10 protein-coding genes are annotated in these 12,743 nt (G+C 60.9%); 6 read left to right on the top strand and 4 right to left on the bottom strand.

The features are described 5' to 3' along the window. Window positions 1-145: 145 nt before the first annotated feature. The 3 genes from AACY36_RS20845 to AACY36_RS20835 form a co-directional block, all read right to left on the bottom strand. Window positions 146-856, bottom strand: a complete 711-nt coding sequence (locus AACY36_RS20845) for an SPOR domain-containing protein (protein WP_339415545.1) — start codon at window positions 854-856, stop codon at window positions 146-148. 1 nt (window position 857) lies between these two features. After that, complete coding sequence (gene argS, locus AACY36_RS20840) at window positions 858-2,594, bottom strand: arginine--tRNA ligase (RefSeq protein ID WP_339497536.1); 1,737 nt, start codon at window positions 2,592-2,594, stop codon at window positions 858-860. Window positions 2,595-2,793: 199 nt separating this feature from the next. Next, window positions 2,794-5,013 carry a primosomal protein N' gene (locus AACY36_RS20835; RefSeq protein ID WP_339493315.1) on the bottom strand — a complete coding sequence of 740 codons (2,220 nt, stop codon included), beginning with the start codon at window positions 5,011-5,013 and terminating at the stop codon, window positions 2,794-2,796. 214 nt (window positions 5,014-5,227) lie between these two features. Between AACY36_RS20835 and rpmE the strand changes: the two genes are divergently transcribed. The 3 genes from rpmE (at window position 5,228) to AACY36_RS20820 (ending at window position 7,729) form a co-directional block, all read left to right on the top strand. Beyond that, complete coding sequence (gene rpmE, locus AACY36_RS20830; protein ID WP_049710411.1) at window positions 5,228-5,458, top strand: 50S ribosomal protein L31; 231 nt, start codon at window positions 5,228-5,230, stop codon at window positions 5,456-5,458. Window positions 5,459-5,472: 14 nt separating this feature from the next. Continuing rightward, window positions 5,473-6,279 carry a thermonuclease family protein gene (locus AACY36_RS20825; protein WP_339415548.1) on the top strand — a complete coding sequence of 269 codons (807 nt, stop codon included), beginning with the start codon at window positions 5,473-5,475 and terminating at the stop codon, window positions 6,277-6,279. A 181-nt stretch (window positions 6,280-6,460) separates the two neighbouring features. Further along, on the top strand, window positions 6,461-7,729 hold the full coding sequence (locus tag AACY36_RS20820) for a malic enzyme-like NAD(P)-binding protein (protein WP_339415550.1): 1,269 nt from the start codon (window positions 6,461-6,463) through the stop codon (window positions 7,727-7,729). A 135-nt stretch (window positions 7,730-7,864) separates the two neighbouring features. On the opposite strand, the gene AACY36_RS20815 is transcribed toward AACY36_RS20820, so the two are convergent. Beyond that, window positions 7,865-10,324, bottom strand: coding sequence for a penicillin-binding protein 1A (locus AACY36_RS20815; protein WP_370467828.1), 2,460 nt, complete (start codon window positions 10,322-10,324; stop codon window positions 7,865-7,867). A 221-nt stretch (window positions 10,325-10,545) separates the two neighbouring features. Between AACY36_RS20815 and pilM the strand changes: the two genes are divergently transcribed. The 3 genes from pilM to AACY36_RS20800 are packed head-to-tail and all read left to right on the top strand — an operon-like array spanning window position 10,546 to window position 12,706. After that, on the top strand, window positions 10,546-11,199 hold the full coding sequence (pilM, locus tag AACY36_RS20810; RefSeq protein WP_339497535.1) for a type IV pilus biogenesis protein PilM: 654 nt from the start codon (window positions 10,546-10,548) through the stop codon (window positions 11,197-11,199). Further along, on the top strand, window positions 11,196-11,750 hold the full coding sequence (locus AACY36_RS20805) for a PilN domain-containing protein (RefSeq protein WP_339415553.1): 555 nt from the start codon (window positions 11,196-11,198) through the stop codon (window positions 11,748-11,750). Before pilM ends, AACY36_RS20805 begins: the two co-directional genes overlap by 4 nt. After that, window positions 11,747-12,706, top strand: a complete 960-nt coding sequence (locus tag AACY36_RS20800; protein ID WP_339415554.1) for a pilus assembly protein PilP — start codon at window positions 11,747-11,749, stop codon at window positions 12,704-12,706. The genes AACY36_RS20805 and AACY36_RS20800 overlap by 4 nt, the downstream gene beginning before the upstream one ends. The last annotated feature ends 37 nt before the right edge of the window (window positions 12,707-12,743 follow it).

Below are 12,743 nucleotides of genomic sequence, written 5' to 3'. Positions count from 1 at the left end.
CACTCGGGTGCTGACACACCAGTGCTGGCTACGGCCTTTGCCCCGCACGCGTTCTATAACCTTACGATGAACCAGTTTGATGCGCGACAGCGCTACGTCGAAGATGTAGTGGGGCCTCCCACATTTGTACTGGGTTGGCTGGGAGTTAGCGGCTCTGGCGTTGTTGTAACAACAGGTTGCTAAACCCTGCGCCCGCCAGTTGTTTCTGCGCGACGGTCAGCTGTTCACGGTTGCTGAACGGCCCCACCAGCACGCGGTACCAGGTCGCATCCTTCACCGTACCGGACTCTACCGTCACCGCTTGGCCCAGCAGGATGATCTGCGCGCGCACGCGATCCGCATCCGCCTGTTTCGGGAACGAGCCCGCTTGCAGGAAGAACTTGGTCACCGGCGCTGCCTTGGTCTCGGCGACCGGTGGTGCTGGCGGCGGAGTGATCCCGGCCAATGCGGCCTGGGCGCGCGCGGTGTCGATTTTCGCGGCTTCTGCCGGCGTGACCGGCGTGACCGGCGTGGTCGGCACTTGCGGCGTCGGCAGGGTTTTCTCCGGTACGGCGTCAGGCGGCACGATCACTTCCGATTCCGGCAGCAGCGTGTAGAAGTCGTACTTTGGCTTCACCGGTGCTGTTGGGCTTGGCGCGGTCTTGTTGGCTTCGGCCATTTTGGTGGCTTTCTGCTGCTCCTGTTTGACCCGTTTGACGTCGTCGCCCTGGCCTGGCTCCAGTTTCATCAGGAACACGATAAACGCGCCAACGGTGAGGCCGATGGCCATCCACAGCCAGCCTGGAATAGGCTTCTTTGCCGGGGCCTGGTAACGGCTGGCGCCGCGCTTGGGTGCAGGTTTTTTCTTGGCAGCCAACTTACATACGCTCCAGAGTTTCCAGGCCCAACAGTTCCAGGCCTTGCTTGAGGGTCCGTCCAGCCAGTGCGGCGATGCGCAGACGGCTTTGCTTTTGGGCTTCGTCGTCGGCGGTCAGGATCGGGCAGTTCTCGTAGAAGCTGGAGAACAGGCCCGCGACTTCGTACAGGTAGGTGCACAGAATGTGCGGGGTGCCTTTCTCGCCGACGCTGTTCAGCACTTCGCCGAATTGCGCGAGCTTGGCGGCCAGTTCTTGTTCGTGCGGAGCCTCCAGCACGATCTGGCCGTCAACTTCGCTGAAGTCCTTGCCCAGCTTGCGGAACACGCCAGCCACACGGGTGTAGGCGTACAGCAGGTAAGGCGCCGTGTTGCCTTCGAAATTGAGCATCAGGTCGAAGTTGAAGCTGTAGTCGCTGGTGCGGTGCTTGGACAGGTCGGCGTATTTGACCGCGCCAATGCCCACCACGCGGGCGATGTTGCGCAGGTCGGCTTCGGCCAGCTCCGGGTTCTTTTCCTTCACCAGGGTGTAGGCGCGTTCCTGGGCTTCGGTCAGCAGGTCGATCAGCTTTACCGTGCCGCCATCGCGGGTCTTGAACGGGCGGCCATCGGCGCCGTTCATGGTGCCAAAGCCCATGTGTTCCATGTGCATCGGGTGGGTGACGAAACCGGCTTTGCGCGCTACGGCGAACACTTGCTGGAAGTGGAGGGCCTGGCGCTGGTCGACGAAGTACAGCGCGCGGTCAGCCTTGAGCGTGCCGCTGCGGTAGCGTACAGCCGCCAGGTCAGTGGTGGCGTAGAGGTAGCCGCCATCGGCCTTGACGATGATCACCGGCAGCGGCTCGCCGTCGGCGTTCTTGAATTCGTCGAGGAACACGCACTGGGCGCCGTTGCTCTCGACCAGCATGCCAGCAGCCTTCAAGTCGTTGACCACATTGATCAAGTCGTCGTTGTAGGCGCTTTCGCCCATCACATCGGCCATGGTCAACTTGACGTTGAGCTGTTCGTAGATCTTCTGGCAGTGGGACAGCGAGATATCCTTGAACTTGGTCCACAACGCCAGGCATTCGGCATCGCCGGCCTGCAGCTTCACTACCAAGCCACGGGCGCGGTCGGCGAACTCTTCTGACTCATCAAAGCGCTTCTTGGCCGCGCGATAAAAATTTTCTAGGTCTGACAATTCGTCGCTGGTGATCGGGTTTTCCTGCAGGTAGGCCATCAGCATGCCGAACTGGGTGCCCCAGTCGCCGACGTGGTTCTGACGGATGACTTCGTCACCGAGGAACTCCAGGACCCGTGCTACGCCGTCGCCGATGATGGTCGAGCGCAAGTGGCCGACGTGCATCTCTTTGGCCAGGTTGGGGGCCGACAGGTCGACCACGGTGCGCTGGGCCGGGCCGGCTTTGCGCGCGCCCACATGGGCATCGACCAAGGCCGCGTCGAGGCGGTTGGCCAAGGCCTGGGTGTTCTGGAAGAAGTTGATGAAGCCAGGGCCGGCGATTTCGGCCTTGGTGACGCTTTCATCGGCAGGCAGCGCGGCAATGATTTTTTCAGCCAGGTCGCGTGGTTTCATGCCGGCAGGCTTGGACAGCATCATCGCAATGTTGCTGGCGAAGTCGCCGTGGGTCTTGTCGCGGGTGTTTTCCACCTGGATCGCCGGCGTCAGGCCTTCAGGCAACACACCTTCGTTGACGAGTTGGGTGAGGGCTTGTTGGAGCAGCTGGCGAATGGTGTCTTTCATGGTGTTCTCTTTCGACCGCAAGCGGCGGCGCGCGATGCGCAGGTGGAAAAACTGGGCATTATCCGTGGCGAGGGCGGGCTTGCCAACCATTCAGACGGGTTGGCGACCTGCGGGCCTCATCGCGGGCAAGCTCGCTTCCATATTTAAGGCTGTTCACATTTCAAAATGTGGGAGCTGGCGTGCGATAGCAATGTAACGATCAGTACAAATCCACCGGGTCCACATCCAGCGACCATCGCACTTGTCGGCCGCTGGGCATTTGCTCCAGCGCAAGCAACCAGCTACTTAATAGCCGATGCAGGGGCGCACGGGAGGTTGCTTGCAAGAGTAGCTGAGCACGATAACGCCCGGCGCGGCGTTCCATGGGCGCTGGCACCGGGCCGAGCAGCTCGATGCCGCTCAGGCTCAGCTCGCCGAGCAAACGTTCGGCGGCGCTGCACGCTTCATCCAGAAAGCTTTCGGCCTGCCCTGGTTTGTGGGCTTCGGCGCGTAATAACGCTAAATGCGAAAAAGGCGGCAGGCCGGCGGCGCGGCGTTCGCTCAGCGCCTGTTCGGCGAACGCAAAGTAACCTTGTTCAGTCAGTTGGATCAGCAGCGGATGTTCGGCCAGGTGTGTCTGGATAATCACCCGGCCTGGCTCTTCGGCGCGGCCTGCGCGGCCGGCGACCTGCACGATCAACTGCGCCATGCGTTCGCTGGCGCGGAAATCTCCGGAGAACAGCCCGCCGTCCACGTCCAGGATCGACACCAGGGTCACCCGTGGAAAATGGTGCCCTTTGGCAAGCATCTGCGTGCCGATCAAGATGCACGGCTGGCCCTTCTGGATGGTCGCGAACAGTTGGTTCATCGCGTCTTTGCGCGAGGTGCTGTCGCGATCGACGCGCAGCACCGGGTAATCGGGGAACAGAATGCCCAGGCGCTCTTCCGCGCGTTCGGTGCCTGCGCCTACAGGTCGCAGGTCGACTTTGCCGCATTGCGGGCAGTGGCGAGGCAGCCGCTCCACATGACCGCAGTGATGGCAGCGCAACTCGCCGTGGCGCTGGTGCACGGTCATGCGCGCATCGCAGCGCTCGCACTCGGACATCCAGCCACAGTCGTGGCACAGCAGGGTCGGCGCAAAGCCCCGACGATTGAGAAACACCAATACCTGTTGGCCGGCGGCGAGGGTCTGGCCGATGGCTTGTTGCATGGGCCCGGAAATACCGCTGTCCAATGGGCGACTTTTAACGTCGAGGCGTAGGAAGCGTGGCTGCTTGGCGCCGCCCGCACGCTCGTTGAGGCGCAGGAGGCCGTAACGGCCGGTGTAGGCGTTGTGCAGGCTTTCCAAGGACGGCGTGGCCGAGCCCAGCACAATCGGGATGTCTTCCTGGCGTGCGCGCACCAGCGCCAGGTCGCGGGCGTGGTAGCGCAAGCCTTCTTGCTGTTTATAGGAGCCGTCGTGCTCCTCGTCGATGATGATCAGCCCGGGGTTCTTCATCGGGGTGAACAGCGCCGAACGGGTGCCGATAATAATGTCGGCTTCGCCATCTCGCGCGGCCAGCCACGACTCCAGGCGCTCACGGTCGTTGACCGCCGAGTGCACCAGGGCGATACGTGCGTTGAAGCGTTGTTCGAAGCGCGCCAGGGTTTGCGGGCCCAGGTTGATCTCGGGGATTAACACCAGTGCCTGTTTACCGGCTTGCAGGGTTTCGCGGATCAACTGCAAATAGACTTCGGTCTTGCCGCTGCCGGTGACCCCGGCCAGCAGGAAGGCATGGAAACTGTCGAAGCCTGCACGAATGGCTTCATACGCAGCGCGTTGCTCTGGGTTCAGCGGCAATTCCGGTTGGGCCAGCCAGTGTTCGTGGCGGGCGTTGGGGGCTTGCTTGCGGATCTCCACCTGCACCAAGCCTTTAGCCAGCAGCAGGTTGAGGCTGTCCTTGCTCAGCATCAGCTTGCTTAACAGTTGATGGGCCACGCCGTGGGGATGTTGTGCCAGTGTCGCCAAGGCTTCACGTTGGCGCGGGGCGCGGGCGATACGCGGGTCGTCGAGGCTCGCGCCGGGCACCGTCGACCAGAAGCGTTCCTGGCGTGCTTCGGCCAGTTCGCCTTGGCGCAGCAGTACTGGCAATGCCCAGCTTAAGGTGTCGCCCAGGCTGTGCTGGTAATACTGGGCCGTCCACAGGCACAGCTTGAACAGCGCAGGTGGCAGCGGTGGGGTGGCGTCGAGCATCGCCAGCGCGGGCTTGAGCTTTTCCGCAGGCACTTCGCTATGGTCGGCCACTTCCACCAGGATGCCGATCATTTCCCGCCGGCCAAAGGGTACACGTACGCGCATGCCCGGCTGTAACTGCGCCCGCAGCACGCCAGCCGGAGCCCGGTAATCGAACAGGCGGCGCAGGGGCGAGGGCAGGGCTAGGCGCAAAATGGCGTCGGGCACGCGGGGGTCTCATATAAAGGCAGGCGGTGGCGCAGGGGCGGGAGCCTAGCAGACAGGCGCAGGCTTGGGTATGCCGCACTTTCTGATGAAAGGCGCGGATTCAGCCAGATGCGCCGCTTGCGCGATTAAAAAGGTCTGGTAGAATCCGCGGCCTAATTACGTGCGGTATTCGACAATAGTGTCGAGTGGCGGCACGCTAGCCCGAGGAAGTGCCATGAAAGCCGATATCCATCCAGCGTACGAAACCATCGAAGTAACCTGCAGCTGCGGCAACAAGTTCGAAACGCGTTCGAACCTGTGCAAGCCACTGGGTACTGACGTATGCAACGAGTGCCACCCGTTCTACACCGGTAAGCAGAAAACTCTGGACACCGGCGGCCGTGTACAGCGCTTCGCAGATCGCTTTGGTGCTTTCGGCAAGAAGCCTGCTACTCCAGCAGAGTAAGGCTCAAAAGCCTTATGGGCTTTTGCCAGCTGTTGAAAAAGGCGTCCCTTGTGGGCGCCTTTTTTGTGCCTGGGATTTGGCAGTCAGCCGCCCAGGCGCAGGTGTTCTGTCCCGCGCCGTCAGGCCTTGCCCGGGTTGAGGTGCAGCGCGTGGTGGATGGCGACACGGTGCGCCTCAAGGATGGTCGCAGCGTACGGATGATTGGCCTCAATGCGCCGGAGACCGGCAGGCGAGGCCGTTCCGACGAGCCCTACGCTGTCGCTGCCCGTCAGCGCTTGCAGGCATTGGTAGACGCCAGCGACAGTCGCCTCGGCCTGGTGCCTGGGCGCGAGAGCAAAGACCACTACGGCCGCACGCTGGCTCACCTCTATGGTGCCAATGGCGAGAATCTGGAAGCGCAGTTGCTGGCCGAGGGCCTGGGGTTCCAAGTGGGCGTCGCGCCCAATGTCGATCTCGTCACTTGCCAGCAGGCGGCCGAAAACACTGCCCGCAAGGCGCGACTGGGTCTTTGGCGCCAGTCGCCAGTGCGACAGGTGGCGCAGCTCAAGCAATCCGGCTTCGTGCTTGTCAGCGGTAAAGTGCGCAAGATCGAACGCAATCGTGGTGGAATCTGGATCGAATTGCGGGGTTCACTGGTATTGCGCATTGCACCCGACCTCATCCAACAGTTCGACGCCGCATGGCTAAGTGGTCTGCAAGGCAAGGCAATCGAGGCGCGCGGCTGGGTGCAGGATCGCGCCAAGCGGGGCGCCCTGAAAAACGGCCAGGCACGTTGGCTGCTGCCAGTGACCGACCCCGGTATGCTCAAATCGATTTATTAATAAAAAATTGTAGACATTTTTTTAGGTGATTGTGAACACTTGAGCCCTTGTGTCCCGTGGCCTTAGACCAAAGTACGGCACTTTGGGGCCTTGACACCTGTGACTGCCCAGTCTTGTAGGGACTTTGCGACACGCGTATCCTCGGCGGTCCGTCGACCAACAGCAAAAGCGGAATGCCGATATGTCTGATTTGAAAACTGCCGCTCTCGAATACCATGCCCATCCTCGTCCAGGGAAGCTGAGTGTAGAGCTCACCAAAGCCACTGCCACCGCCCGCGACTTGTCGCTGGCCTACAGCCCTGGTGTTGCCGAGCCCGTACGTGAAATCGCCCGCGACCCTGAACTGGCGTACAAGTACACCGGCAAAGGCAACCTGGTTGCAGTGATTTCCGATGGCACCGCGATTCTCGGCCTGGGCAACCTTGGCCCATTGGCGTCCAAGCCAGTCATGGAAGGCAAAGGCGTGCTGTTCAAGCGCTTCGCCGGCATCGACGTTTTCGACATCGAAGTCGACTCCGAAAGCCCGCAGGCGTTCATCGACACGGTCAAGCGCATTTCCATCACCTTTGGTGGCATCAACCTGGAAGACATCAAGGCACCTGAGTGCTTCGAGATCGAAAAAGCCCTGATCGAACAGTGCGACATTCCGGTATTCCACGATGACCAGCACGGCACCGCGATCGTTACCGCTGCCGGCATGATCAACGCCCTGGAAATCGCTGGCAAAACCCTGGCTGATGCCAAGATCGTCTGCCTGGGCGCTGGCGCCGCGGCCATCTCTTGCATGAAGTTGATCGTGAGCATGGGCGCCAAGCTGGAAAACATCTACATGGTCGACAGCAAGGGCGTGATCCAGTCCGAGCGTACCGACCTGAACCAGTACAAGGCGATGTTTGCCCATCCTTCGTCCAAGCGCACCCTGGCTGACGCGCTCGACGGTGCAGACGTGTTCGTTGGCCTGTCCGGCCCGAACCTGCTGAGCGCCGAAGGCCTGAAGTCCATGGCCGCCAACCCGATCGTGTTCGCCTGCTCCAACCCGGACCCGGAGATCTCGCCGGAACTGGCGCATGCCACTCGCAACGACGTGATCATGGCCACTGGCCGTTCGGACTACCCGAACCAGGTCAACAACGTGCTGGGCTTCCCGTTCATCTTCCGTGGCGCCCTCGACGTTCGCGCCAGGCGCATCAACGAAGAGATGAAAGTGGCTGCTGCCAACGCCCTGCGTGAACTGGCCAAACTGCCGGTGCCTCAGGACGTGTGCGATGCCTACGGTGGCGCCAAGCTGGAATTCGGTCGTGAGTACATCATCCCGAAACCAATGGATAAGCGCCTGATCACCCTGATCTCCGATGCCGTGGCCAAAGCCGCCATCGAGACCGGTGTGGCTACCCTGGCGTATCCGAAGAACTACCCGCTGCAAAGCGTGGATGATGTGTTCAACGGCTAAGCCGTAGACCCATAAAAAAACCCGGCTCGGAACGCCGGGTTTTTTTATGGGGAAGTTTCAAGCTGCAAGCTGCAAGTTTAAGGGTGGCACATCACAGCTCTTTCTTGCCGCTTGTAGCTGACAGCTTGCCGCTCTCTAAAAGAGATCGATCGGCGCCGCCTCGTCTGCTGGCAGCGGGCTGCCCGGCGCGACGCCATTGCCCAACTCATTAATTGACGGCGGCGTGTCTTCGCTCTTGAACAGTTCGAAGTACGCATTCGGCGTGCTTGGCGATGCCGCACGGCCACTGATCGGGTCGATCCGCAGGCTGAGGATGCCTTCCGGCTCCGGCTGGGTGTGCAGTGGCTTGTCCTTCAAAGCTGCGCCCATGTAGCTCATCCAGATCGGTAGCGCGACGGTGCCACCGTACTCTCGACGACCAAGGCTTTCCGGTTGGTCGTAGCCGGTCCACACGGTGGTGACGTAGTCGGCGTTGTAGCCGGAGAACCACGCATCCTTGGACTCGTTGGTGGTGCCGGTCTTGCCCGCGATATCGGCGCGGCCAAGGGCCAGGGCGCGGCGGCCGGTGCCCTTCTTGATCACGTCTTCAAGGATGCTGTTGAGGATATAAGTGGTACGGCCATCGACGATGCGCTCGGCCACGGCTGGCGCCTGCGGTTCGGTTGCAGCGGCGTTGGCAGTTGGCGCAGCACCTGGGGTTGGCTCAATGGTGATGCCGCCATTACTCGGGGCCGCCAGGCCATCATTCGCGGCTACGCCGTTGACCACATCCCCCGGCACTCGCGGCGGGTTGGCGGTAAACAGGGTGTCGCCGTTGCGGCTTTCGATCTTGTCGATCAGGTACGGCGCGATCTTGTAGCCGCCGTTGGCAAAGGTACTCCAGCCGGTGGCGATTTCCATCGGCGTAAGGGTCGCGGTGCCCAGCGCCAGGGACAGGTTTGGCGGCATGTCGGATTTGGCAAAGCCAAAGCGCGTCATGTAATCGATGGTCTTGCCCACGCCCATCGCCTGCAGCAGGCGGATCGACACCAGGTTACGCGACTTGTACAACGCCTCGCGGATGCGGATCGGGCCGAGGAACGTGTTGTTGTCGTTCTTCGGGCGCCAGACTTTGTCCAGGTACTCGTCGACAAACACGATCGGGGCATCGTTGACCAGGCTGGCGGCGGTGTAGCCGTTGTCCAGTGCGGCGCTGTAGATGAACGGCTTGAAGCTCGAGCCGGGCTGGCGCTTGGCCTGGGTCGCACGGTTATAGTTGCTCTGCTCGAACGAGAAACCACCCACCAGCGCGCGGATTGCACCGTTCTGCGGGTCCAGAGACACCAGAGCGCCCTGGGCCAATGGCACCTGGCTGAATTTGAGCGTGTCGTCCTTCTGGCGTTGCACGCGGATCAAGTCACCCACCTGCGCGACGTCAGACGGCTGCTTGGGTATTGCGCCCATGCTGTTAGTGTTCAGGAAAGGGCGCGCCCATTTCATGCTGTCCCATGCCACATGGGCTTCACCCGTGCGGGTCAGCACCTGCACGCCATCCTTGTTCACTTGGGTGACGATCGCCGGCTCCAGGCCGCTGATCGCACGTTGCTTGCCCAGCTCGGTGGTCCAGGCGCTCAGGGTCTTGCCCGGCAGGCGCGATTCAGGGCCGCGGTAGCCGTGGCGCTGGTCGTAGGTGATCAGGCCGGAATGCACCGACTCATTGGCGATGTCCTGCAGGTTGCTCGGCACGGTGGTGGTCACACGGAAACCTTCGGTGTAGGCCTCGCTGCCGTAGCGGCCGACCATCTCGGCGCGCGCCATTTCGGCGATATAGGGTGCGTTCACTTCCGGCGTCTGCACGTGGTAGCTGGCGTTCAATGGCTCGGCGATGGCGCTTTCGTAAGCGGCCTGGTCGATCTTGCCCAGCTTGTACATGCGCCCCAGGATCCAGTCGCGGCGTTCTTTGCTGCGTGCCGGGTTGGCCAGGGGGTTGAAGCGTGATGGGGCCTTTGGCAGGCCGGCAATCATGGCCATCTGCGCCAGGCTGGCATCACGAATTGACTTGCCGTAGTAGACCTGCGAAGCCGCCTCAATCCCATAGGCACGGTTGCCCAGGTAGATTTTGTTGACGTACAGCTCGAGGATCTCGTCCTTGGTCAACTGGCGCTCAATCTGCAGTGCCAAGAGGATCTCCGTGGCCTTGCGCGAAAAGCTGCGCTCGCTGGTGAGGAAGAAGTTCTTCGCCACTTGCATGGTGATGGTGCTGCCGCCGGACTGAATGTGTCCGCTTTTTACCAATTGTGTCGCCGCACGCAGCAGGCTGCTTGGGTCGACGCCATAGTGGTTGGCAAAGTTATCGTCTTCGGCCGACAGCAGGGCGTTGATGAAATTGGGTGGAATATCGGCAAAACGAATCGGTGTGCGGCGCATTTCGCCGAACTCCGCGATCAGTTTTTCATCGCTGCTGTAGACCCGCAAAGGAATCTGCAACTGGATGCTTCTAAGGGCCTCTACGGAGGGTAAACCCGGACTAAGGTAGAGGTAGGCCCCGCTGAGCACGAGCAGCAGCCCGCAAACGATGGCGACAATGGAGTACCCGAAAAACTTCAGCAGACGAATCAAGGCTTTTGGATTTCCAGAGAAAAGAATGAGTTAGGCGTCGGGGCATGCATGGCAAACGATGGATCGACCCGAGCTGCAGATAAATAGCGGGAAAAAGCGATGGGCATTAAAGCATTTTTCGACTTGGGGCGTCATTCGCGCCGGTTCAACAAGTCGACCGAATGCAGAGTGCACAACGGCAATCAGGCGGTATGACAGACAAAGTTTTAGGGAGTTTTATGAGAAAGGGATTTTTCACGCGAAAAGCCGACACCTTGCTAGGTGTTGACATCAATGACACGAGCATCCGGCTGATCGAGCTGGGTCGCTCAGTTTCGGGGTTCAACGTTCAAGGCTATGTTACACAGGCATTGCCTGCGCACACGGTGGTCGACGGCACATTCCTCGATCTCGAAGGTGTAGGGCGCACCTTGCGCAGTGCGTTGTCGCGGTTATCGACGTCGGCCCGTGGTGCTGCCGCCTCTGTGGCCGGGCCTTCGGTGATCACGCGGATGATCGAAATGGAAGCGGGGCTCACAGACGATGAGATGACCTGGATGATCCAGATGGAGGCAGACCAGTACATTCCTTATCCATTGGATGAGGTGGCCATCGACTTTCAGGTGCGCGGGCCGACTGCACTTGACCCAGGCCGTGTCGAGGTACTGCTCGCTGCATGCCTCAAGGATCAGGTGGAAGCCCGCGAGGCAGTTTTGGCCCTGGCGGGGCTGGTGCCGAAGGTGGTCGATGTCGACGCGTTTGCATTGGCGCGCGCTTGCAGTCAGGATTTCGCAAGCTTCACGCCGAGCCATCGAGTGGATAGTGCACAATGGGCCCTGGATGCCCAAGGGATGGGAATTGCTTGCGGGTTGGCCCTGAGGAGTTTCGCTTGAAGACACGAATCAACCTACTGCCTTGGCGCCAGTCGCTGGCAGAGCGGCGTCGCAAGAATTTGCTGGCGTGTTTGCTGGCGTTCGCTTGTGCGGCGCTGGGGACTGTGTGGCTGGCGGATCAGGTGATCGACCAAGCCATTGATCGTCAGGTGACTCGCAATGACCATCTGGGCAAGGAAATCACCGGCCTGGATTCGCGCATCAAGACCATCGATGACCTGCAGGAGCAAAGCCAGCAACTGGCGCAGCGCATGAAGGTCGTGCAAGACCTGCACGATGCCCGCTCGAATGGTGCTCAGCTGTTGGATCAGTTGGCGCGTGCGGTGCCTGACGGTGTACACCTGCATGAAGTGCTGGCGAAGGGCGATACGGTAAGTATCAGCGGCAGCGCTGAATCCAGCCAGGACATCGCCCGGTTGATGCGCCGCCTGGAGGCCGCGCAAGGCGCCCATTCGACGCGGCTGCAACATGTGCGGACGGATGGCGCGCGCGGCAACAATGAGTTCCAGCTGATGGTCCGTCAGGGAGAGTCCACCGAGGCTCAACCTTGAGCCTGCTGAGGCTCAATCTTTCTGCACTCACTCACAACGCTGCAAAATGGCCCTTACCCGGCAAGGCCCTGTTGGGCTGTGCGCTGACGGGTCTGGTATTTGTGGTGGGTGACCTGACGTACCTGAGTCCTTCGCGGGCGCGGTTACATCAAGTTGAGGCGCGGGAAGTGGCCCTGCAGCAGCAAGTCGCACAAAAAACTGTCCTGGCTGCCAGCCTTGAGGCGCGCACGCAACAGCTTCAGTTGATGCAGGCGAAGGTCGATGAGCTTTTGCAGGCATTGCCGAGCGAGTCAGAAATGCCCGGCTTGCTGGAAGACGTTGCGCGTCTGGCACTGGCCAATGGTTTGCTGGTTGAGAGCGTCACCCCGTTGGATGAGTTGTCGCGTCCGTTCTATCACGAACAACCTGTGCAGATCGGTGTCGCGGGCGCTTATCACGACCTCGCGATGTTCCTGAGTGGCCTGGGTGGCCTGTCGCGCATCGCCACGGTGCACGATGTGGCCTTTAGGCGTGATGGCAAGCTTTTACGCCTTGACCTGCTGGCCAAGACTTACTGGCATGCCCAGGGCGGTGGGCGAGGCGGGCAAGGGCAGCCGTTTGTCTACGACTCATTGGGGCTGCGCGATCCTTTTCAATTGCTTGCCATTCAGGTAGACCACGTGTCTGGTCGGCCAGCCCGCGCGCCAGACCTCGCCCGGCCACGTGGTGTACTGGAAAGTCTACCTATGGAACAGTTTGAAATGGTCGGCACGCTGTCCCTTGGGGTGCGAGCTTTCGCCCTGCTGCGTGCGGCATCCAACGTGCACCGCCTGGCGGTCGGTGACTACTTGGGGCCGGACCATGGGCGTATCACTGCCATCCACGAAGGTTACATAGAACTGGTCGAGCTGTTTCCTGATGGTCAGGGCGCCTGGATCGAGCGTCCCCGAACGCTGGTGTTAAACCTCAACTCATAACGGAATCAAACAATGAAAAGGACTTTTTCGTCCGTCG

Origin of the sequence: Pseudomonas sp. EA_15y_Pfl1_P101, assembly GCF_963970835.1 — a bacterium.
Lineage (GTDB): Bacteria > Pseudomonadota > Gammaproteobacteria > Pseudomonadales > Pseudomonadaceae > Aquipseudomonas > Aquipseudomonas tritici.
Note: the sequence above shows the minus strand (reverse complement) of the source record. Positions and strands in the feature narration are given on the sequence as shown.